At 71.9% G+C, this 21,903-nt stretch carries 17 protein-coding genes; 10 read left to right on the top strand and 7 right to left on the bottom strand.

Annotated features, from left to right (window positions below; translation table 11 throughout):
* Positions 1–35 precede the first annotated feature (35 nt).
* Complete coding sequence (locus OHT77_RS16990; RefSeq protein ID WP_328829314.1) at positions 36–2,276, top strand: DEAD/DEAH box helicase; 2,241 nt, start codon at positions 36–38, stop codon at positions 2,274–2,276.
* Here the strand turns inward: OHT77_RS16990 and OHT77_RS16985 are convergent.
* Both OHT77_RS16985 and OHT77_RS16980 read right to left on the bottom strand, forming a co-directional pair.
* Positions 2,271–4,886, bottom strand: a complete 2,616-nt coding sequence (locus OHT77_RS16985; protein ID WP_328829313.1) for a discoidin domain-containing protein — start codon at positions 4,884–4,886, stop codon at positions 2,271–2,273. The genes OHT77_RS16990 and OHT77_RS16985 overlap by 6 nt on opposite strands.
* A gap of 158 nt (positions 4,887–5,044) precedes the next feature.
* Entirely contained in the window at positions 5,045–6,325 is a 1,281-nt protein-coding gene (locus tag OHT77_RS16980; RefSeq protein WP_328829312.1) for a serpin family protein, read from the bottom strand.
* A 281-nt stretch (positions 6,326–6,606) separates the two neighbouring features.
* Between OHT77_RS16980 and OHT77_RS16975 the strand changes: the two genes are divergently transcribed.
* The 6 genes from OHT77_RS16975 (at position 6,607) to OHT77_RS16950 (ending at position 13,670) form a co-directional block, all read left to right on the top strand.
* Positions 6,607–7,974: a DUF4190 domain-containing protein gene (locus tag OHT77_RS16975; protein ID WP_328829311.1), complete on the top strand. Its 1,368-nt coding sequence runs from the start codon at positions 6,607–6,609 to the stop codon at positions 7,972–7,974.
* 147 nt (positions 7,975–8,121) lie between these two features.
* Positions 8,122–8,874 carry a GntR family transcriptional regulator gene (locus tag OHT77_RS16970; RefSeq protein ID WP_266772134.1) on the top strand — a complete coding sequence of 251 codons (753 nt, stop codon included), beginning with the start codon at positions 8,122–8,124 and terminating at the stop codon, positions 8,872–8,874.
* Positions 8,875–9,277: 403 nt separating this feature from the next.
* A complete protein-coding gene (locus OHT77_RS16965; protein ID WP_328829310.1) occupies positions 9,278–9,469 on the top strand; it encodes an SPOR domain-containing protein in 192 nt (63 codons plus the stop codon).
* A 23-nt stretch (positions 9,470–9,492) separates the two neighbouring features.
* Positions 9,493–9,903 carry a (deoxy)nucleoside triphosphate pyrophosphohydrolase gene (locus OHT77_RS16960; protein WP_328829309.1) on the top strand — a complete coding sequence of 137 codons (411 nt, stop codon included), beginning with the start codon at positions 9,493–9,495 and terminating at the stop codon, positions 9,901–9,903.
* 435 nt (positions 9,904–10,338) lie between these two features.
* A complete protein-coding gene (locus OHT77_RS16955; protein ID WP_402022617.1) occupies positions 10,339–10,746 on the top strand; it encodes an ATP-binding protein in 408 nt (135 codons plus the stop codon).
* Between the two features lie 251 nt (positions 10,747–10,997).
* Positions 10,998–13,670 carry a SpoIIE family protein phosphatase gene (locus OHT77_RS16950; RefSeq protein WP_328829307.1) on the top strand — a complete coding sequence of 891 codons (2,673 nt, stop codon included), beginning with the start codon at positions 10,998–11,000 and terminating at the stop codon, positions 13,668–13,670.
* A gap of 25 nt (positions 13,671–13,695) precedes the next feature.
* Here the strand turns inward: OHT77_RS16950 and OHT77_RS16945 are convergent, their stop codons facing one another.
* Positions 13,696–15,318: a hypothetical protein gene (locus OHT77_RS16945; protein WP_328829306.1), complete on the bottom strand. Its 1,623-nt coding sequence runs from the start codon at positions 15,316–15,318 to the stop codon at positions 13,696–13,698.
* A 195-nt stretch (positions 15,319–15,513) separates the two neighbouring features.
* Between OHT77_RS16945 and OHT77_RS16940 the strand changes: the two genes are divergently transcribed.
* The 3 genes from OHT77_RS16940 (at position 15,514) to OHT77_RS16930 (ending at position 17,867) form a co-directional block, all read left to right on the top strand.
* Positions 15,514–16,644, top strand: a complete 1,131-nt coding sequence (locus tag OHT77_RS16940) for a hypothetical protein (RefSeq protein WP_328834261.1) — start codon at positions 15,514–15,516, stop codon at positions 16,642–16,644.
* A gap of 84 nt (positions 16,645–16,728) precedes the next feature.
* Positions 16,729–16,869: a hypothetical protein gene (locus OHT77_RS16935; protein WP_328829305.1), complete on the top strand. Its 141-nt coding sequence runs from the start codon at positions 16,729–16,731 to the stop codon at positions 16,867–16,869.
* The gene (locus tag OHT77_RS16930; protein ID WP_328829304.1) at positions 16,866–17,867 is read left to right on the top strand and encodes a phosphotransferase family protein; all 1,002 of its coding nucleotides are present in this window, start codon (positions 16,866–16,868) and stop codon (positions 17,865–17,867) included. Before OHT77_RS16935 ends, OHT77_RS16930 begins: the two co-directional genes overlap by 4 nt.
* Here the strand turns inward: OHT77_RS16930 and OHT77_RS16925 are convergent.
* Genes OHT77_RS16925 through OHT77_RS16910 form a run of 4 tightly spaced genes read right to left on the bottom strand, consistent with a single transcriptional unit; the run spans position 17,842 to position 21,691 of the window.
* Positions 17,842–18,618, bottom strand: coding sequence for a succinate dehydrogenase/fumarate reductase iron-sulfur subunit (locus OHT77_RS16925; RefSeq protein WP_328829303.1), 777 nt, complete (start codon positions 18,616–18,618; stop codon positions 17,842–17,844). The two genes, OHT77_RS16930 and OHT77_RS16925, sit on opposite strands and share 26 nt — an antisense overlap.
* The gene (locus OHT77_RS16920) at positions 18,615–20,561 is read right to left on the bottom strand and encodes a fumarate reductase/succinate dehydrogenase flavoprotein subunit (RefSeq protein WP_328829302.1); all 1,947 of its coding nucleotides are present in this window, start codon (positions 20,559–20,561) and stop codon (positions 18,615–18,617) included. Before OHT77_RS16920 ends, OHT77_RS16925 begins: the two co-directional genes overlap by 4 nt.
* The gene (locus tag OHT77_RS16915; protein WP_328829301.1) at positions 20,561–21,382 is read right to left on the bottom strand and encodes a hypothetical protein; all 822 of its coding nucleotides are present in this window, start codon (positions 21,380–21,382) and stop codon (positions 20,561–20,563) included. The genes OHT77_RS16920 and OHT77_RS16915 overlap by 1 nt, the downstream gene beginning before the upstream one ends.
* A gap of 18 nt (positions 21,383–21,400) precedes the next feature.
* A complete protein-coding gene (locus OHT77_RS16910) occupies positions 21,401–21,691 on the bottom strand; it encodes a hypothetical protein (RefSeq protein WP_019058435.1) in 291 nt (96 codons plus the stop codon).
* Positions 21,692–21,903 lie beyond the last annotated feature (212 nt).

Raw genomic sequence — 21,903 nt, 5'->3', positions numbered from 1 at the left:
GTGGGCACCGGGACGACTGGGGAGGGGGGGGTGACATGGAGGGCGAGATTCCGCGGGCCGGACGGCGGGCCAGGGAGCTGTGCGAGCGGGGCACGCAGCTGTACGACGTGGCGCGCACCCTGCGCGCCGACCACACGCGCGCACTCGACGCCGTCCGCTCCGCCTTGGAGCCCCTGCGGGCCGAACTGGTCGCGCAGGAGCTGGAGTCGATCCCGGTCGCCCGCCTGAAGGACGTCACCGAGGGCCGGCTGCGGCTCGGGGCGGTGGAGGCGGCGGGGCTGACCTCCGTGCGCGCGGTGCACCAGGCGAGCCGGTACGAACTGCGGCAACTGCCCGGCGTAGGACAGCAGACCGCCGACCGCGCGCTCGCCGCCGCCCGGCAGATCGCGCGCGCCGTCGCGGAGACCGTCTCCGTCCGCATCGACGTCGACCACCCCGAGCCCCGCACCACCGCCCTGGTCATCGCGTTGCAACGGCTCGTGGAGGCGGGCCCGGAGCTGCGCCGCGCGCTGGACGCGGCCACCCGGCTCGACGAACGGCTCGGCGCCCTGCTCCCCGTGGCCCGCCCCGCCAGCAGCAAGCTCCTGATGGCGCTCGCCAGCCGGAGGCGGAGGGACGGCGCGCTCGCCGCGGTCGCCGAGATCCGTGAACTGGTCGGCGACCCGGCCGCCAAGGACGCACGCCTGCTGATCGCCCAGGCCTCCACCGACCTGCTGCGCCCGTCGGTCTCCGAGATCGAGGCCTGGGTCGACTTCGAGCTGCGCTCCGCCGAGTACTACAGCCAGCTCGCCGAGGTCGACGGCCAGCAGCCCGACCTCGCGGCCAGCGAGGGCTTCCTCCCCGCGGAGCTGGCCGAGCGCGTGCACGCCCAGCCGCTGGACGACACCCACCGCCGGGTCTCCCTGCGCGGATACCAGTCGTTCGGGGCGCGCTTCGCCCTGGCCCAGCGCCGGGTCGTCCTCGGGGACGAGATGGGGCTCGGCAAGACCGTCCAGGCCATCGCCGCCCTCGCCCACCTCGCGGCCGAGGGCCAGCACCACTTCCTGGTGGTCTGCCCGGCCAGCGTACTGATCAACTGGACCCGTGAGATCCGCACCCGCAGCACCCTGCGCGCGCTGCCGGTGCACGGCCCGGACCGGCACGAGGCCTACGCGGAGTGGGGCGAGCGCGGCGGGGTCGCGATCACCACGTTCGACACCCTGCACACCCTGCCCGCACCGGCCGACCCGTCACCCAAGGGCAGGAGGACGGCCACCGACGCGCCTACGGCCCCCACCCCGGGCATGCTCGTCGTGGACGAGGCCCACTACGTGAAGAACCCCGACACCCGGCGTACGAAATCGGTCGCCCTGTGGACCGAGCGCTGCGACCGCGTCCTGTTCCTCACCGGCACCCCCATGGAGAACCGGGTCGAGGAGTTCCGCACCCTCGTCCGCCACCTCCGCCCCGACCTGCTGCCGGCCGTCCGCAACGGCACGGCGGCGGCCGGACCGCACGCCTTCCGCAAGTCCGTCGCCCCCGCCTACCTGCGCCGCAACCAGAAGGACGTGCTCACCGAACTGCCCGCCCTGGTCCAGGTCGACGAGTGGGTGGAGCTGGGCGCCGCCGACCGCGACGCGTACGACCGCGCGGTCGGCGACGGCAACTTCATGGCGATGCGCCGCGCCGCCTACGCCAACCCCGAGAAGTCCGCGAAGCTCCAGCGCCTGCGCGAGCTGGTCGCCGAGGCCGCGGACAACGGCGTGAAGGTGGTCGTCTTCTCCTACTTCCGTGACGTCCTCGCCGCGGTGGAACAGGCCCTGGAGAAGGGCGTGTTCGGCCCCATCTCCGGCAGCGTCCCGGCGGCCCGGCGACAGCAGCTCGTCGACGACTTCACCCAGGCCGCCGGCCACGCCGTCCTGCTCTCCCAGATCGAGGCCGGCGGTGTCGGCCTCAACCTCCAGGCCGCCTCCCTCGTCATCCTCTGCGAACCCCAGGTCAAGCCGACGGTGGAGCACCAGGCCGTGGCCCGCGTCCACCGCATGGGCCAGATACGCACGGTCCAGGTGCACCGCATGCTCGCCGCCGACAGCGTGGACGACCGGCTCCTGACCATCCTCAAGAACAAGGACCGCCTCTTCGACGCCTTCGCCCGGCGCAGCGACCTGGCGGAGGCGACGCCGGACGCGATCGACATCTCCGACGCGTCCCTGGCCCGCCGCATCGTCGAGGAGGAGCAGCGCAGGCTGGCGGGCGAGCCGACCGAGCCCGTTGCCAAGGAGATTGGGCGGTCATGAGCGCACGTCGAGTTCGGCGAGCGCGGCACCCGTACCGCCCCGCACGCTGACGCGGACATACCGCGCGGGTGTCCCGTCCGGGGCGTGCCAGGTCCGCCGGTCGGTCGAGACCTCGACGGTGACAAACGTCGGCCGCTTCGTCCAGGTGGGCCGCACCGTCCCGACGCGCTCCGCGTGACCCAGGTCGACGGTGAGGGACCCGCGGTCGGCGTCCGGGGACCAGGAGGTCGCGGGGCTGCCGTCGACCGCCGCCTCCGGGTAGCGGCCGGAGACCGAGGAGGTCGCCGTCGCCGGGTGACAGCGAGCCAGGTCGGCGGTGGGGGTGAGATCGGGGCGCCGGGTCTTCAGGGTGACCGTGCCGGAGAGGGTGCGGCGCCCCTCGGGGGTGTCCAGCACGAAGGGCGCACCGGATCGCAGCCGTACCGTCGTCGTCTTCGCCCCGATCGCGATGTCGTACGTACGCCCGCGCCAGCGCAGCCCCGACAGGCGTACACCGTCGGTGAGTTGGGGCGGCAGGCTCGGGTCGAGGTGGAGGGTGTCGGGGCGCAGACGCAGCCCGGTGAGGCCGTGGGTGAAGACCTGGAGGAAGCCGCCCTTCCCGGTGAGGAAGTCCTGCGCGGGGGAGCCCGCGAGCGGGTCCGACGCGCCCGCCTTGTCACCGCGCGACTCCGAGAACAGGGCGAACGGACCGCGCGCGAACGGCTGGTAGGCCCGCCGCAGGTAGGTGTACGCGGCACAGCCCGGCTCGTCGATCGCCGCCGCGTCGATCGCGTGGACGGCGTCGGTCATGGCGGGACCGTCCGGGTCGGTGCGGCCCGCGTAGTAGTCGAGGGTGGCGGCAGCGGCACCGGCCGGCATGGGCCACTCCAGCGGGTAGATCAGCAGCACGGTGTCGGCCTGCTTGATCTGGGAGCCGTTGTAGCCGTCGTACTGCAGGAAGATCCTGCGCTTCGGGTCGTAGGGGATGCGCAGATGGTCCGCGACGGTGAGCCAGTCGCTGGGGGCGGGGGTGCCGAGGGCGCGGGCCGCGTCGGTCGCGGCGCGCAGGGCGGTGGCGGCGACGGCGTTGGTGTAGACGCCGTCGTCGACGCCGTTGCTGTACTCGTCGGGCCCGGCGACCTCCTTGACGGAGTACGAGCCGTCGGTGTTCTTCGTGGCCCGTGAAGTCCAGTACTGCGCAAGGCCGTTGAGGAGGGGCCGGCCCCGGGTGCGGAGCCAGGTGCGGTCGCCGGTGGCGAGGTAGTACTGCCAGGCGGCGAGGGCGATGTCGCCCTGGAGGTGGTTCTGGGTGAGGCAGTGCGGGGGCTGCCAGCTCTGGCACTCGTTCCACAGCCGACCGTGACTCGCGCTCGTCCAGGGGAAGAACAGCCCCTTCACGGCGGTCTTCGCGGCGTTCTCGGCGGCGGCCGTGCGGGTGCGGTAGCGGTATTCGAGGACCGGGCGGGCGAGGTCGGGGTGGGTGGCCAGCAGCGACGGGAACATCCACGTCTCGGCGTCCCAGAACACCATGCCCGCGTAGTTGTCGCTGGTCAGTCCGGCGGGCGCGATGCTGTTCCGGGCGCCGGACCGCAGCGCGGACAGCAGCCCGTACTGGGCGGAACGGACCCAGAGTTGGAGATCCGGATGTCCCGGCACCTCGATGTCCGACGCCCACAACGCCCGCCACGCGGCGGTGTGCGAGGCGAGCAGCGCGTCCCACCCGCGCCGTGCGGCCCGGACGGCGGCGTCCTGCGCGGCGGACCGGGGATCGGGCGAGGTGAGGGAGGTGTCGACGCCGACGTACTTGGTGGCGGTGTAGGTCCGCCCGGAGCGCACAGGGACGACGCTTGCCTGGCTGGCGCTCAACTCGCCCTGTTTATTGGCACGTTGACCACGCCCCGGCGCGTCCAGCACGGAGGCGACGGCCCCGTCGACGCCTGTCCCGTCCGTGCGGAAGGCCACGCCGATGGTGTGGTCGCCGAGGTGTCCGCCGTCGGTCCGCGTGATCCGGCGGGCGCCGCGCCCGTCGAGCCGGTCGGTGAGGGTGAGCCGACCGTCCCAGTGCGGGGTCGCGCGCAGGCGTACGGCGCCGGTGTGCGGGGCGTCGCGGGCGGCGAGGACGTCGTAAACGAGGTCGGTGCGGCGGCCGTCGGTTGTGGTCCAGGTGAGGGACGTACGGACGGAGCCGCAGCGGAGGTCGAGGGCCTGGCGGTAGTGCGAGACCCGGCCGCGGTCGCCGTAGGTCTCGGCGCCGGCGGTGACGTCGAGACCGGTCCAGTTCGGGAGCCCGGCGAGCGCCTCACGCCCGGCGGTGTTCGCGGGGCCACGGGCGTAGAGGCCGGAGACGAACGTGCCGTCGTAGCGCGGGGTGTAGAGCGGCCACCCGGTCTTCTCGCCGGTCGCGGCATAGCCCGCACCGGCGGGTGAGACGCGGGTGCCGAGGTAACCGTTGCCGACGTAGGGGTGGTACGTGTCGGTGGGGTCGATCCGGGTGGCGGAGGGGGTCCAGCCGGGGGTGCCGCAGTCGGCGCGGGGATGGGCGCGGGGCGCGGCGACCGCCGGGGAGAGGGTGAGCGGGAGGAACAGGGCGGCGGCGAGGAGGGGGAGCAGAAGGCGGGTGGGTTTGGGCACCGTTCGACGATGGGGTGCGGCGGGGAGCGGGAGTGGAGGGCGCGCGGGGGGTTACCACGGACGGGGGTGGGTGAGGGGTTCCCCTGCCCGGGTCGGTCGGTCTGTCGCAGCGGGCGGGTGCCTCCCGCTACGACCGGAGAGGGAGGCGTATCGCCGCATCAGGGCGTGGGGTTCGGGGTGTTCCCGTACGGGGTCGGGTCGGTGACCCACCCGGCTGTCAGGGCCAGGCGGGACTCGCGGTGTACGGCCAGGAAGGCGAAGGGGCGGTCGAAGCGGGCCCTGACGACGGTGGTCGTGCAGCGGAGGTCCGGCGGGGCGCCGCCCGGGGCCGTGGCGACGGCGGTGACCGCGGCGGCGCGGAAGCCGAGGGCGCCGAACTGGGCGATCGTCGACTGCTCCGCCTGCCCGATGGCCAGCGGGGACGGGCTGATGCCGGGGAAGTGACCGGCCCTCGGGTCCAGCGCCGTGGTGAGCCCGAACAGGCCGCGCAGGTAACGGAGATCGTGCCGCGCGCGCAGGTCGTACGCCACGGTCGTGACGGACAGCTCCGGCGGTTGCGGTGTGGCACAGCGTTGTTGCTCGACCCGCAGGCCCGGTCCCACGTCCCCGTACGGGAGTTGGCCGCCGGGCACCACGGGGATGCGGCGGGCCAGGATCTCGACTCCCGTGCCCAGCACCTGGGCCGGGGTCATGTGCTGCTCGCCGAGCAGGAGGTGGACGTCGATGCCGTTGTCGCCGGGGACCTTGAGTTCGGTGACATGACCGTGCGGGCCGCCCGCCACGCCGACCCGGTCGAGCCGGACACCGGTGCGGTGCAGCCCGGCCAACCGCCGCCCCCGCCACGGTCCGGCGTCCGGGGTGAGCATCAACTCGCCGAATTGGCGCGGCCATTCGGTCCGCAGCGCGAGCGCGCTCGCCAGGACCAGCTGCACTCCCTCGTCCAGCGCGACCGGCATCCGCTCGATGAGCCCGCCCGTCCGCTCGGCGGCCCACGCGTCCAACTCCCGCTGACAGGAAGGCAGATCCTCGGTCAGTACGCCGTGCGTGCCCGCCGGGAGCCCGGCCCGCCACTCCTCCCGTACGGCCAGTTCGGGTCCGGTCCACAGCCCGAGTGCGGAGTTCAGGCCAGGCATCGCCGCCATCCCGGCCAGCAACTCCCGTGCGGCGGCGGCAGCTTGGTCGCCCGGTACCCCCACCGCGTCCGCGAGTTCCGCCCGCGCGGCCCCCGACGCCCCGTCGGCGAGAAACGCGAGCAGCGGCCACACCCCGGCCGCCGAGAAGACCGTGGCGCCGGCCAGCGGGGAGGCCGGGCCGTGGACCGCCGAGTCACCGCTCAGCGCCTCCGCCCAACGCGCCGTCAGCCGATTGACCGCGTCGACCGTCCGTCCCGTCGCCGGTACCTCGACCACCGCGCCCCGACCCGCCGTTCCCCCGCCCATCGCGCCCCGCCCCGCTCCCAATTCCGCCCCCGTGGATCCCGTAGCGCAAGATCACGTCCCCGCGCACGGGAAGGCTATCGTCGGCACCCCGGCCCCCGATGATCAGCCCCGGCCCACCGCGCGGCAAGCGCGTTCACCGCCCGTACCGTCCCCCGCGCAACCCGCATACCGCCCCCGCTCATCTCACGCTTACCATGCGCCAAGTCGTACGACAGTCCCGCATCTGAAGATCTCCAGCGCTCCCCCCGGAGATCCCCGCCTGAACCAGGAGCACGGTACCCGTGTCCATACCTCCGCCTCCGGAGCCCCAAGGGCCGTCCACCCAGGGCCCCGAGAGCCCCCAGGACCAGCCGCCGGCCCCGGGTCCGTCTCCCACCCCGCAGGCAGCCACCCCGTACAACCCGTACGCCCCGCCGGAGTCGAAGCCGCAGGACCCGTACGCCCCGCCGCCGTACGCACAGCCCCAACTCCCTTACGGGACACCGCCGCAGAGCCCTTACGCCCCGTACCCCCAGGGTTCCCACACCCCTCCGGGGCCCCCGAGCCCCTACGGGCCCCAGCCCTATCAGACCTGGGGGCAGGGCTACACCCCGTACAACAACCCCGCGCCCCTGAACGGCATGTCCGTCGCCGCGCTCGTGCTCGGGATCCTGTGCTGCATACCGGGCGTCGGAGTCGTCCTCGGGCTGATCGCGCTGAACCAGATCAAGAAGCGGGGCGAGCGCGGGCGGAGCATGGCGGCGGCCGGGATGGTGCTGTCGGCGTTCGGGCTGATGGTCTGGGTGCTCGGCGCGACCGGCGCGGCGACCGGCCTCTGGGACGACATGAAGGACAGCGCGCGCAACAACACCAGCGCCTCGCCCGCGAAGGGCGAGTGCTTCGACGCGCCCAGCGGTTCGCTGGAGGGCCGGGCGTACGACTTCGACGTGGTGCCCTGCTCCGTCGAGCACGACGGCGAGGTGTTCGCCGTCGTGCAGATGGACGGCGGCGGCTACCCCGGGGACAAGGAGGTCACGGCCACCGCCGACGACAAGTGCTACGCCCTCCAGGACGCGTACGCCATGGACGGCTGGGCCGTACCCGATGACGTGGACATTTACTACGTCACCCCGACCTCGCAGAGCTGGAGCCTGGGCGACCGCGAGATCACCTGCGTCTTCGGCAACACGGACGAGGACGCGAGCCTGCCCGGCGGTTCGCTGCGCAACGACGCCACGACCCTCGACCAGGACCAGGTCGCGTATCTGAAAGCGGCTCACGTCCTGAACACCGCGCTGGACTCGGCGCCCGACGCGCAGTACGTCGAGGACGACCTGCCGGGACACCGGGCCTGGGCGGGCCGCGTCTCGACCGCGCTGACCCGGCAGGCCGACCAGCTGGAGGGCCACGAGTGGCCGGCCGCGTCGAAGCAGCCGGTCGCGGACCTGGTCAAGGACCTGCGGGCGGCGCAGAAGGAGTGGGCGAAGGCGGCCACGGCCTCCGACGCCGACGAGTTCTACGCCCACTACGACAAGGGCGCCGACCTCATCGACCCGAAGAAGTCCGTCACCGCCCGCAAGGCTCTGGGGCTCGCCACGACCCCTCCGTCGTACGACGGGAACGACAGCGGCGGGGACGGCGGGGGAGACGCCGGCGGCATGGAGGTGTGACGGCTCCTATAGCGGGGAGAAAGTGCCTGGGTAAAGCCCACGCCGGGCATAAGTCATCACATCGAGTGATTCTCTGGCCTTTGCTTGCATGGCACAACCCACGGTTGCCAGGCTGTTGCTGTCTGTACAACCTGATGGGAGCGGCCAGTGACATTCGGTGAGCAGCCGGCGTATCTGCGCGTCGCGGGTGATCTCCGCAAGAAGATCGTCGACGGCCAGCTGCCCCCGCACACCCGGCTGCCCTCGCAGGCTCGGATCCGCGAGGAGTACGGGGTCTCCGACACGGTCGCGCTCGAGGCGCGCAAGGTGCTGATGGCGGAGGGGCTGGTCGAGGGCCGCTCCGGGTCGGGGACGTATGTGCGCGAGCGTCCCGTGCCGCGGCGCGTGTCCCGCTCCGGGTTCCGGCCGCCGGCCGGTGCGACGCCGTTCCGGCAGGAGCAGGCCGAGGGCGAGGCGCGCGGCACCTGGGAGTCCAGCAGCGAGCAGGCCGAGGCCAGCGGCACCATCGCCGAGCGGCTCGCGCTCCAGCCCGGCGAGCGCGTGATGTGCACGAAGTACGTGTTCCGGGACGCCGGCGAGACGATGATGCTCTCCACGTCCTGGGAGCCCCTCGCGGTGACCGGACGTACGCCCGTGATGCTGCCCGAGGAGGGACCGCTCGGCGGGATGGGGGTCGTCGAGCGGATGCGCGCGATCGACGTCGTCGTCGACAACGTCACCGAGGAGGTCGGCGCCCGGCCGGGCCTCGCCGAGGAGTTGCTCGCCCTGGGCGGAGTCCCCGGGCATGTGGTCCTGGTCATCCAGCGGACGTACTACGCCTCGGGGCGCCCGGTGGAGACGGCCGACGTGGTGGTCCCGGCGGACCGGTACCGGATCGCGTATCACCTGCCGGTGAAGTAGCGCACCGGCAGCGGTGGTGAAGCGGCGCACCGAGTGGTGCAACGGGGCGTGCGGTGTGGTGCGTCGTAGTGCGTTTCAGGTGAAGTAGCGCACGCTTCCCGGCAGTTGGTCCGGCTTGTCGGCGGAACCGGTCAATTCGCCCTGCCCTGCGGGCCGTTGGATTCCGGTCTTTCTCGCAGGTCGTTCACGGCACCTGTAGCGTGCCTCTCACCGGAAGCATCGAGGTGCGCCAACGGCGCGTTCATCGGTGTGCGCCCCCTGCGTCTTGGCTGGTTGCGTACCTCTTTGTGAAAAGCCGTATTCGCTGCGTGAAGGTTAGGCGTAGGCTCCGGCATATGCGGATTGCGGTTTCCTTATGGGGTGGGGCACGGCACGAACCGCGAGCTGGAAGCGGAGGGGCGCGATGAACGACAACACGATCACCCTGCCCTGGCTCGTGATACGGCAGGACGACAACGGCAATCGCTACCGCGTGGGCAGGTACGCGACCCGCGCCGAGGCGCAGAAGATCGCGGACAGCCTCGACGACCGCGGGCACAAGCAGCTCTACTGGGTCGAGCGGATCGGCCAGCACGGCGACGCGACCCGCAACTGACCGCACCCCGTAGGCTCCCGCGCATGACGACACGGATCGTGGTGGTCGGAGCCGCCCTGTTCGACGACGGCCGCCTCCTCGCCGCGCGCCGCAGCGCACCCCCCGAACTCGCCGGACGCTGGGAACTCCCCGGCGGCAAGGTCGAACCCGGAGAGCGCCCCGAGGCCGCGCTGGTACGCGAGTTGAGCGAGGAGCTCGGCGTCGACGCGGAGACCGTCGAGCGCGTCCCCGGCGAATGGCCCCTGAAGTCCCCGTACACCCTCCAGGTCTGGACGGCCCGCCTCCGCCCCGGCTCACCCCAGCCGCACCCCCTCGAAGACCACGACGAACTCCGCTGGCTCACCCCCGCCGACATCTGGACCGTCGACTGGCTCGACCAGGACGTGCCGGCCGTACGGGAGACACTCGCGCTGCTCGATGCCCGGGCCCGCTGAGGCTGCCGCTGGCTCTCGACGCGAGGGTGCTGCTAGGTGGTTGGCGGCGCTCGACGCCCGATCGCGCTGAGGGCGTCGCCAACTCCCGATAGGAGGGCGCGCCGAGTCGGCTGTCTGCCTGCCGGGACGCCTGGACATGCTGAAGCCCTCGCCGGTTCTCAGCCCCCCAGCCCGCCGGAACTGTCGTCGCTTCTCGTCACCTCAGCCCGCCGGAGCTGTCGTCCCCTCTCGCCACCCCGGCGCCCGGAAGCCATCGCCCCCTCGGCACCGGGGCGCGTCGAAGTAGCAGCCCTGCATGTCGGGGGAGCGTGTCGGGCTCGGCGTACGCCGTTCGTGCCACAGTGCGCCCTTGGGGACGGTACCGGGCCCGAGATATCGGGTATGTGCCCATTAACCCCATGAAATCGGACATGGGTGTGCTGGCTGGCCCGGGATGTGATCGGCTTGATCGACACCGAAGGCGACTGCGTCGAGTGGACGTTCCCCGCGGACCCGGGGGCGGTCCGCACCGCGCGCTCGGCGGTGCGCGGCCAGTTGCGCGACTGGGAGCTCGACGCGCTCGCCGACATCGCGGCGCTGCTCGTGAGCGAGCTGGTGACCAACGCGTTGCGGCACGCCACGGGCCCTATCGGTGTCCGGCTGGTCCGTCCCAAGGGGCCGGGCGGTGTGCTCCTCGTCGAGGTCTCCGACCCGCTGCCCGACCCGCCCCGCGAGCGCGTCGCCCGCCCCGAGGACGAGAGCGGCCGGGGTCTCCAACTCGTCGCGGGCGCCTGCGTCCGCTGGGGTACCAGGCCGGGCGAAACGGGCAAGACGGTGTGGTTCGAGCTGGCCGTACCCGGGTGATCCGACCTGTACGGACCGGACAGGCGTGTCCATCGACTGGTTCAGGCCTGTGACGGTTGTCGATCCGCGTGGTTCGACTGCGTGTCCGCTGGTTAGAAGACTGGGAGTGTTGTCGCAGGCAGGTCCGAAATGCATCGGGATTGTCCTGTGATCGTGAACACCGTGTTGTGCGGCGCCGTAGTGCTGGATACTGCGGGCAGCCGCCCCCGGTGACTGGTGCCGGACGCGGTGAGCTGGAGGGGACGGTTCGCGTGAGCGAGATACCAGCGAAGGCCACGGAGTCCGAGGACCCGTCGGACCGCGCGAGGGCTGAGGCCGCGGGTTACATCGACGTGCCCGCCGAGGACTCCTTGTCCGTCGGCGACGCCATGTGGCAGAGCAGTCCACCCGGCTCGATCTACGACTACATCAAGGTCGCGTCCTTCTCCATCGGCCCCGACGGGCTCGTCGACCAGTGGAGCCTGCGGGCCGAGCAGCTCTTCGGCATCTCCACGGAGCGCGCGGTGGGCATGGATCCCATCGAGGCGTTCGTCGATCCCGAACTGCACGAGCACGGCCAGCGGAAGATGGCCGAGATCCTGGACGGCCGTGAGTGGACCGGCGTGGTGCCCTTCAAGGCGCCGGAGAGCGCCGAGGGCGAGCCGGGCAAGGAGGGGCTCGCCGAGGTCTATGTGATGCCGACCCGGACCGAGGAGGGCGAGCGGGCCGCGGTCTGCATCGTCGTCGACGTCCGCATCCTGCGCCGCATAGAGACGGATCTCGCCGCGTCGCAGTCGATATTCGGTCAATCTCCGTTCGGGTTCCTGCTGATCGACCCCGACCTGCGGGTCCGCCGGGCCAACCAGCAGATAGCCAACACCTTCGGCGGCACCCCCGACGACCACCGCGGCCGGGGCGTCCACGACTATCTGCAGAGCCCCGAGGCCGAGCGGATCACCGCGACCCTGCGCCGCGTCCTGGAGACCGGCAACTCCATCACGGACATGCAGGTCACCGGTCTGGTGCCGGGCTCCGACGAGCGCCGCCACTGGTCCATCAACCTCTACCGCGTGCACAGCGGAAGCGGCCGTCCGATCGGCATCGCCTGGCTCGGCACCGATGTCACCGAGCGCCGCGCCGCCGCCCGCGAGGCCGCCTCCGCGCGGCGCAATCTCGCCCTTCTGAACGAGGCCGGCGCCCGCATCGGGAACTCCCTCGACCTGGAGACCACGGCCCGCGAACTCCTCGACGTCGTCGTCCCCGGCTTCTGCGACCTCGCGACCGTCGACCTCTACCAGGGCCTCCTGGCCGGCGACGAGACCCCGCCGGGCCGCGCCGACGGCAGCGCCGAACTGCGCCGGGTGGCCTTCGCCAGCGCGGTCTCCGACGCCCCCTTCGTCGGCGGCGGCGCCCCCGTCTCCGTGGGCGCGGTCCACCACTACCCCTTCAACTCGCCCTGCGCGGACGCCCTGCGCACCGCCCGCCCGCAGTACGTGCCCGCCGAGGAGGGCGGCCTCGTCCAGTCCACGCTGGCCGTGCCGATGGTCGCCCACGACACCGTCGTAGGACTCGCGCAGTTCGCGCGGACGAAGGGCAGCGAGCCGTTCGGGGACCGGGACCGGGATCTCGCGGTGGAGCTGGCGGCGCGGGCCGCCGTCTGCATCGACAACGCGCGGCTGTACCGGCGCGAGCACGAACGGGCGTTGATACTGCAGCGGTCCCTGCTCCCGCCCGGCGACCCGGAGGCGTCCGGCCTCGACATCGCGTGTCGTTACCTTCCCGGGAACGCGGCCACGGAGGTCGGCGGCGACTGGTTCGACGTCATCGAACTCCCCGGCCACCGCACCGCGTTGGTGGTCGGCGACGTGATGGGCCGCGGGCTGCGCGCGGCGGTGGCGATGGGTGAACTCCGCACCGCCGTCCGTACGTTGGCCCTCCTCGACCTCGAACCGGCCGAGGTGCTCTCCGCGTTGGACGAGATCGCCCGCGGCCTCGGCACCCCCGGTGGCGTCCAGCAGGCCACCCGGGCCGCCCGCCGCCCCCGCGAGGCCGACCTCTCCGAGGTGTACCTCGCGACCTGTATCTACGCCGTCTACGACTCGGTGACCAGGCGCTGCACCTTCGCCAACGCGGGCCATCTCCCGCCGGTCCTGGTCGAACCGGGCGAGGCGGCGCTGATGCTCGACGTCCCGCCGGGGATGCCCCTGGGGGTCGGCGGCGAGCCCTTCGAGGAGGTGGAGGTCGAACTCCCCGAGGGCGCGCTGCTCGCGCTCTACACGGATGGACTGGTCGAATCCCGCGACCACCCCCTGGACGAGGGACTCCAGGCCTTCGTGGGCGCGCTGACGGACCCGGCGACCCGCAACCCGGCCGCCGACGACCAGCCGCACGCCAAGACGGCCCTGAACGCCGACACCCACCGTGACCTGGAGGACGTCTGCGACCACGTCCTCAGCACCCTCGACACCCACCACGGCGAGGACGACATCGCGCTCCTCATGGCCCGCGTCCAGGGCCTGCCCGAGGACTCCGTCGGCGACTGGACCCTCCCGCGCGAACCACGCAGCGTGGGCCGCGCCCGCGAGTACGCCCGCGGCCGCCTCCAGTCCTGGGACCTCGAACCCCTCGTCGACACCGCCGAGTTGCTCGTCAGTGAACTGGTCACGAACGCGCTGCGCTACGGCGAGGGCGAGATCAGGCTCCGCCTCCTCCTGGACCGCACCCTGGTGTGCGAGGTCTGGGACGCGGGCCTCGTCCAGCCGCGCCGCCGCCGCGCCCGCGACACGGACGAGGGCGGCCGGGGCCTCCAACTGGTCGGCCTCCTCTCGGCGGCCTGGGGCTCACGCCGGACGCCACGCGGCAAGACGGTGTGGTTCGAACTGCCGCTGCCCGATGGGGAGAACGGGATGGTGGACCCGGCGGAGGCGCTGCTCAGCCTGTTCTGACGGCTCCGGCTCCGGCCGCGCTGTGCTACGTCGGCGGAAGGCCCCGCCGTTTCCGGGTGTCCGGGCCGCCGAAGCCGAGGGGCGGCCCGCCGTCCGGGTCCTCGCCCAGGAGGATTCCGCCGAGGACCGCACCGCCGACCCCGCTCGTGTGCTCGTCGGCGACACCGGCGTACGGGTTGCCGTGCATCCGGACGTCCTGTTCGGCCAACTCCCGTGCCTCCAGGGCGAGTGCGTCGGCTGCGGCGGGGTCGGTGTCGAGCAGCCGTTGCGCTTCGGCCAGGCGGGTGCGGGCGTCGACGCCCACGGCACCCCGGTGCGTGCCCACGAAGCCGTCGGCCGCGCTGATGTCGGTGCGGGCCACGAGCCGTGCGGCGAAACCGAGGACGCCGTCCCGGCCTGCACCCAGCGGTAGCAGGGCCCGCGTGATGCGGCGGAGGGCGTCGAGAGGGTCGTAGGGGGCATCGCTGGTGAGCTCTTCGCGGACGGTGGCAAGGGTGGCGTGGGCGGAGGCGAGGCCGGAGGGGGTAGCGGCCCGCGCCCGTGCGAGCTCGGCCTCCGCGCCGGTGAGGGCGGCCGGTACCAACTGGGCCGCTTCGACCAGGGAGTTGGCGAGCCGTTCGACGCCGGTGAGGAAGGTGTCGGCCTGGCTGATGGCCCCCTCGGCGGCGCGGAGGTCGCGGATCGCTCTGCCGGTGTCTCCCAGGTCGGTCGCCTGGCGGGCCTGGTTGAGGTGCGTGGTGGCGAACACGAGCCGGTCCTTGGCCTGTTCGACGTAGCCGGTGACGGCGGTGGCGGCCGGGGCGCCGGGTGCGGGATGCCGGGCTTCCAGGTCGGCGAGGGCGGTCTCCACGGCCCCGGTACGGCCGGCGAGTTCCCGGAACCGTCCCTCCGCGACACCGAGGGCGTCACCCATGTCCCGCTCCAGCGCACGGAGTTGATCGAACCCGGGCGCTTCGGCATCGAGCCGCCGCCCGGCCTCGGCACACCGCCCGACGATCCCGGCGAGGGCCTGCCGCCGGGCGGCCTCCTCCTCCGGCGCCGGGACACCGTGCTCGTACCGCACCCGTATCGCGAACGCGGCGGAGAGCTCCCGCTCGGCCTCACGCAGGGCGTCCGCGAACGGCGCGACGGCATCCACCCCGAACCGGTCCTCGGCGAAGGCGAGTTCCTCCCGGCTGGTCCGCAGACAGTCGTCGGCCTGCACGAGGGCGGTACAGGCCTGCCGTTCCCGTACGGGGAGCGGGGTCACGGGCGGCTGGGGCGACACCACGCCGGGGGTCGTACGGGTACGGGCCCTACGGGTACGGCGGACGTACCCGTACCCCGCGAGGACGACGACTCCGCCCACGGCGACGAGGGGGAGGACGAGGTCGGCGGGGGAGGTGCTTCCGTCGGAGTAGTACCCGGAGTGGTCCTCAGGGTCCTGCGCGGTGGACCGGCGTGCGGCTTCGGGCTCGGTGCCCTGCACGGAGGCACGTGCGACGGGCTCGCCCCGGCCGGCCGCAACCGGAACCTCCCCCTTGATCGTCATCACCGGCAACACCAGCCACACGACCCCGGCCGCCCCACCCACCACGGCATGCACCACCCGCACGGATATGTGGGAGGTCCCGCGCCGCGGCCGGCCCCGTATCAAGGATGACGTCACATTTCGGAGCGTATGAGCAGGAATGCGGGCGCGCGACCGGGGTGGGCTTCGGGTGGGACGTGGGGGAGCGGGGTCGGTGAGTGGGGTGAGAGATGTACGGCTATGGGGAGGGGTGACGTGGGGATGGAACGGCGTGCAGGGGGTTCGGGCGCGGAGGCGGGCTCGGGGGAGGGGGACATATCGGGTGGTCCCGAGATGGCGGGCGAAGCCGAGGCGGGTGGGCTTGCCGGAGCCGCTGCTCCCCCCGAGGCCGCCGACGGCGCCGTACCCCCACAGGGGCCACCCGCACCCGCCGACGAAAGCAGCACTGCCGGGCGGGGTGGGAGGGCGCGGTGGATTCGGCGGAGCCTGGTCGCGTTGGTGGTCGCCCTGGTGGTGCCCGTCCTCGGCGCGGAGGGCGCCCTGCGCCTCAATTACACCGGTGACCTCGCCGACGGCACGTACACCCGGAGCAAGGACGCGATCTGGCTGGGGCACGCCTGGGTGGACGGTCGTAAGACCGACGCCGACCTGACAGCACTGGCCGGTCGGCTCAAGGGCACCGGTATCCGCGACCTGTACGTCCATTCAGGCCCCCTGGAGCACGACGGCACCCTCCCGGAGTCGGACTACCCCAAGGCGGCCTGGCTGATCGAGTCCGTGCACAGGGAACTCCCCGGCGTCCGCGTCCAGGCCTGGCTGGGGGACAAGCTCGCCACCGAGAGCCCGGACGGCCTGCGCCTGCAGAACCCCGGGACCCGTACCGCGATCGTCACCTCGACCCGCCAGATCCTCGCCGCCGGCTTCGAGGGCGCCCACTTCGACCTGGAACCCCTCCACTCCGGCGACGCGGACTACCTCGACCTCCTCGACCGGCTCCACGCGGTCACACGAGCCCACGACGCCCAACTCTCCGTCGCCGCCCACCAGATCGACCCGCTCCCCGCGTTCCACTCCTTCTGGGGCACCGTCACCGACCACCCCAAGTGGTGGTCGCAGGCGTACTTCGGCCAGGTCGCCCGCCGAGTCGACCAGATCGCCGTGATGTCGTACGACACGATGCAGCCCCTGCAGAGTCTCTACGGCGGTTACGTCGCCCAGCAGACCTCGCTCGCCCTGGAGGTCACCCCGGACTCCACCGACCTCCTGATGGGTCTGCCCTTCTTCCACGAGAACCGCTTCGGCCACCACGCCTCCGCCGAGACCGTCCCCGCCGCCGTACGCGGCGTCCGCCTCGGCCTGTCCCGCACGGACGCGGACCGTACGAACTTCGGCGTCGCCCTGTACGTCGACTTCGCGGCGACGGAGGCGGACTGGACGGCGTACCGGGAGGACTGGGTGCGCTGAGCAGGGCACGCTCAAGTGCCGTAAAACCGGGTGCTGTTCACCTCCCGGGGTGCGATGATCCGGCGAGCCTGAAGGGGGTGGGGGATGGGGTGGACGGGACTGGCCGCCGCGGCCTGTGCGCTGGCCGCGTCACCCGTCGCCGGGGAACCCGCCCACCAGCGCAGGGAGATGCCCGTCGCCATGCCCGTCACGACGACTCCGCTCACGGCCACCGCGCCCCGATGACCGCAACCCGCAGGACCCTCACCCCCACCGACCTCGCCCCCTACGCCCGCACCCTCGGTCACACCCTGGACGGCGTGACCCGTCTCCGGGGCGGTTCGAAGAAGGGCGTCTACCGGCTCACCTTCCGGGACCGTTCGACCGCCGTGGCCTACGTCTGGTCCCCGGACGAGGACCTCTGGGACGCGGGCCCCGCCGACCCCCGGGACCCCTTCTCCCACGCCTCCGGGCTCGACCTGTTCACCGCGGCGGCGCACCGCCTCGCCGCAGCAGGCGTCCGCGCTCCCCGCCTCCTTCACGCCGACCCCTCGCACACCCACCTCCCGGCGGACGTGGCGCTCGTCGAGGACCTCCCGGGCGGCACCCTGGAGGACCTGCTGGACGGTGACGCCGTAGTGGAGACGGGCGTGCTGGAGCGGACGGCGGCCCTGCTCGACACCCTGCACGCGTGCACCGGCCCGCGCTTCGGGAAGGTCGCGGTCGTGGACAACGGCGGTTCCTCGTACGGCGGTTCGTGCGAGGCGGTCGTTGCGGAACGGGCTCTGAGCGACCTCGACGAGCTACCGGCGCGCGATCCACGAGCGGCAGCCGCACACCCTCAACTGGCCGAGGCGATAGGGGCGTTGGCCGCTCAAGTGCAGCCCCGCACCGGACCCCCGACCCTCATCCACGGCGAACTCGGCCCCGACCACGTCCGCGTGACCCCCGACGGCGACCTCGCCCTCATCGACATCGAGGGCCTGATGTACTTCGACGCCGAGTGGGAGCACGTCTTCCTCCGCCAGCGCTTCGGCCGGCACTACGACGCCCTGCGCACCGACGACACCGTGGGCCTGGACGAGGCCCGCCTGCGTCTCTACCGACTGGCCACGCATCTCTCCCTCGTGGCGGGTCCCCTCCGCCTGCTCGACGTCGGGGACTTCCACGACCCGGAGTTCATGCGCGGCATCGCCGAGCACCACCTCGGCCTGGCCCTCAGCTTTCTGGAGAGCGCCTCCTGATCTTCGACCCCAGCCACACCAGCGGGTCGTACTTGCGGTCAACCGCCCTTTCCTTCAAGGGGATCAGCGCGTTGTCCGTGATGTGGATGCCCTCGGGGCAGACCTCGCTGCAGCACTTGGTGATGTTGCAGTAGCCGAGGCCGTGTTCGTCCTGGGCGGTCTTCTTGCGGTCGAGGCCGCTCTCGGCCGCCGCGTCCAGCGGGTGCATGTCCAACTCCGCGACCCGCATGAGGAATCGGGGACCGGCGAACGCCGTCTTGTTCTCCTCGTGGTCGCGCACCACATGGCAGGTGTCCTGGCACAGGAAGCACTCGATGCACTTGCGGAACTCCTGCGAGCGGTCGACGTCCTCCTGCATCATCCGGTACTCGCCGGCCGCGACTCCCTCCGGCGGTACGAACGCCGGAACCTCCCTGGCCTTCTGGTAGTTGAAGCCGACGTCCGTGACCAGGTCGCGGACGACGGGGAAGGCACGCAAGGGCGTGACGGTGATCGTCTCCTCGCGGGTGAACACCGACATGCGGGTCATGCACATCAGCCGGGGGCGGCCGTTGATCTCCGCCGAGCACGAACCGCACTTGCCCGCCTTGCAGTTCCAGCGCACGGCGAGGTCGGAGGCCTGGGTGGCCTGGATGCGGTGGATGATGTCGAGGATCACCTCGCCGTCGTTGACCTCGACCTCGAAGTCCTCCAGGTCGCCGCCCTCGACGTCCCCCCGCCACACCTTGAAGCGGGCCTCGTAGCTGCTCACTCGTAGAGCTCCTCTTCGGCGAGGTACTTGACCAGCTCTTCCTTCTCGAAGAGGGCGAGCAGGTCGGCGCGGATGGGGTCGGTCGTCTCACGGGTCAGGCTGATCTGGCCGGACACGGGGTCGGTGGCGGCCGCCAACCCGCCTTCGGGGTGCGTCAGTTGGCAGATCAGGTTGATGCGGCGCCAGTCGCGGTTCATGCCGGGGTGGTCCTCGCGGGTGTGTCCGCCGCGCGACTCGGTGCGCTCCAGCGCGGCCCGCGCCACGCACTCGCTGACCAGCAGCATGTTCCGCAGGTCCAGGGCGAGATGCCAGCCCGGGTTGAACTGCCGGTGGCCCTCCACTCCGGCCCGGCGTGCCCGGACCCGCAGGTCCGACAGTTTCTCCAGCGCCTGTTCCATCTCGCCCTCGCGGCGGATGATGCCGACGAGGTCGTTCATGGTCTGCTGGAGTTCCTGGTGGAGGGTGTACGGGTTCTCAGGGGTACGGCCGTTCTCCTGGCCGGGTTCCGGGCCCTCCGCCGAGAACGGGCGCAGTGCCTCCGCCGCCGCCAGGTCGACCTCGGTGTCGTCCACCAGGGGCCGTTCCGCCGCCAGGGCCGCCGCGTGGTCGGCCGCGTGCCAGCCCGCCCGGCGGCCGAACACCAGCAGGTCGGACAGGGAGTTGCCGCCCAGCCGGTTGGAGCCGTGCATGCCGCCGGCCACCTCACCGGCCGCGAACAGCCCCGGTACCCCGCGCGCCGCCGCCGTGTCCGAGTCGACCGCGATGCCGCCCATCACGTAGTGACAGGTCGGGCCGACCTCCATCGCCTCGGCGGTGATGTCGACGTCGGCGAGTTCCTTGAACTGGTGGTACATGGACGGGAGTCGGCGCCGGATGACCTCCGCCGGCATGCGTGTTGACACGTCCAGGAAGACCCCGCCGTGCGGTGAGCCGCGGCCCGCCTTCACCTCGGAGTTGATGGCGCGGGCGACCTCGTCGCGGGGGAGCAGTTCGGGGGGACGCCGGTTGGTGTCCGGGTCCTCGTACCAGCGGTCGCCCTCCTCCTCCGACTCGGCGTACTTCTCCTTGAAGACGTCGGGGATGTAGTCGAACATGAACCGCTTGCCCTCGGAGTTGCGCAGCACCCCGCCGTCGCCGCGCACCGACTCGGTGACGAGGATGCCCTTCACGGACGGCGGCCAGACCATGCCGGTCGGGTGGAACTGCACGAACTCCATGTTGAGCAGCGGCGCCCCCGCGAGCAGCGCCAGCGCGTGGCCGTCGCCCGTGTACTCCCACGAGTTCGACGTCACCTTGAAGGACTTGCCGATCCCGCCCGTCGCGATCACCACGGAGGGGGCTTCGAGGACCAGGAAGCGGCCGGTCTCGCGCTCGTAGGCGAAGACCCCGGAGACCCGGCTGCCGTCCTTCAACACCCGTGTGACCGTGCACTCCTGATAGACCTTCAGACGGGATTCGTAGTCACCGGTCTCCTTGTGGTCCTCCTGCTGGAGCGACACGATCTTCTGCTGGAGCGTGCGGATCAGTTCGAGGCCCGTGCGGTCGCCGACGTGCGCGAGGCGGGGGTACTCGTGGCCGCCGAAGTTGCGCTGCGAGATCCGGCCGTCCTTCGTACGGTCGAAGAGGGCGCCCCAGGTCTCCAACTCCCATACCCGGTCCGGGGCTTCCTTCGCGTGCAGCTCCGACATGCGCCACTGGTTGAGGAACTTGCCGCCGCGCAGGGTGTCGCGGAAGTGGACCTGCCAGTTGTCGTGTTCGTTGACGTTGGCCATCGCCGCCGCGATGCCGCCCTCGGCCATCACCGTGTGGGCCTTGCCGAACAGCGACTTGCAGATCACCGCCGTACGGGCACCGAGCTCGCGTGCCTCGATGGCGGCCCGGAGGCCCGCGCCACCGGCACCGACCACGACGACGTCCCACTCCTGTCGCTCGACCACGGACATCAGAAGAACCTCGGATCGTTGAAAGCGCCGGAGGCGACCAGGTACACGTAGAAGTCGGCAGCCGCCACGCTGATCAACGACGCCCAGGCGAGCTGCATATGACGGTTGTTCAGTTTCCCGACGAACTTCCACGCCCGGTAGCGCACGGGATGCCTGGAGAAGTGCTTGAGCTTGCCGCCGACGATGTGCCGGCAGGAGTGGCAGGAGAGGGTGTACGCCCAGATCAGCACGATGTTGGCCAGGAAGACGAGGGTGCCGAGGCCCATGTGGCCCCAGTGGTAGTGCTCGTCGCGGAAGGTCAGCACGGTGTCGTAGGTCAGGGTGCCCGCCACCAGGATCGCCGCGTAGAAGAAGTACCGGTGGACGTTCTGCAGGATCAGCGGGAAGCGGGTCTCACCGCTGTACTTCTTGTGCGGCTCGGCCACCGCGCAGGCCGGGGGCGAGGCCCAGAAGCCGCGGTAGTAGGCCTTGCGGTAGTAGTAGCAGGTCAGCCGAAAGCCGAGCGGGAAGATCAGGATGATGATGGCGGGGGAGATGCCCCACCAGCTCCCGAAGAGATCCGCGTTCGGGCCCGCGTGCATGGTCCGGCAGCGATCGGCGAGACAGGGTGAGTAGAACGGCGAGACATAGGGCGCCGTGTAGTAGTTCGAGTCCGCGAAGGCCCGCCATGTCGAGTAGACGACGAAGGCCAGCAGTCCGGCGGCGGTGACGGCCGGGGCCAGCCACCAGCGGTCGGTCCGCAGATGCGGGGCGTCGATCGCGGCGCGCGTACCGGTGTGTACGCCGCCGCTCTTCGGTTGGGGTTCCGTACCAGTGGCCAAGTCAGGACTCCGGTCGGTTCAGGGTGCGTGGCGGTCGTGGGCGCCGAGTCCCTCGTCGTCCGAGTCCGTCCACAGGGTGTTGTCGTAGGGGGTGTCGGGGATGGAGACGAGATCGGGGCGCCGGGGGCGCTCGATCCCTGGTGCGGCGTCACGCAGCAGCGCGACGCTCTCGCGCAGACGGTCGGCGTCGGCCTTGACCCTGCGCATCTCCAGGCCGCCGCTGCCGAATTGGTTCTCCAGCCGTCCCACCGACCTGAACAGGTCGTCGAGACAGCGCTGGACTGACGTCAGTTCGTCGTGCACGGACATGACGTGACCTCACTTCCGCGGGCGTCGGCCCTGGACGGCAACGTTCATGCGCCTGCGAGTGTTGCGCGTCACACCTGCCGGTGGGAAGCGGTGTGCACGGATTGGCCGGGGTGCGTTGGTGTGTACGGGGGCAGATTCGACCATTGCGCCGCACGGGTGGGCTTCCCGGCGCCCCTCGCCGTGTCGCCCCCGAAGGCCGAACCGTTTCCTCT

The organism is Streptomyces sp. NBC_00252, assembly GCF_036187565.1.
Classification (GTDB): domain Bacteria; phylum Actinomycetota; class Actinomycetes; order Streptomycetales; family Streptomycetaceae; genus Streptomyces.
This window is presented reverse-complemented; position numbering and strand designations above follow the sequence as displayed.